Source organism: Pantoea sp. 18069 (assembly GCF_902706035.1).
In the GTDB taxonomy this organism is placed as follows: Bacteria; Pseudomonadota; Gammaproteobacteria; order Burkholderiales; family Burkholderiaceae_C; genus Comamonas.
Genome location: NZ_CACSJA010000165.1, coordinates 1 through 309, shown reverse-complemented (window position 1 = coordinate 309; position 309 = coordinate 1). Strand labels below are relative to the sequence as shown.

1 protein-coding gene is annotated in these 309 nt (G+C 63.1%); it reads left to right on the top strand.

The genetic code is table 11. From position 1 onward, the window contains the following. Positions 1-309: hypothetical protein (locus GVL12_RS26075; protein ID WP_159918408.1), on the top strand; the 309-nt coding region annotated here is incomplete at both ends.

Sequence of the window (309 nt, the reverse complement as noted above, 5' to 3'; positions counted from 1 at the left end):
AATACGAACTCAAGACCCCGGTAGACGACACCAGCAAGTCGCCCACCGATGAGTTCGACGTGACGGTGACCGACAAGGACGGCGACAGCACCACGGTAACCGTGGTCGTGGACATCACCGACGATGTGCCGGAAGCCTCCAACGACACCGCCACCGTAGACAACGGCAGCGACACCGCCACCGGCAACGCCCTGGGCAACGACACCCTGGGTGCCGATCGCGATACCCTGGTCTCGGCCATCGCTTCCGACAATGCCTCTGGCAACACCAGCGTATCCAACCCCGATGGCTCGTTCACCATCGAGGGCG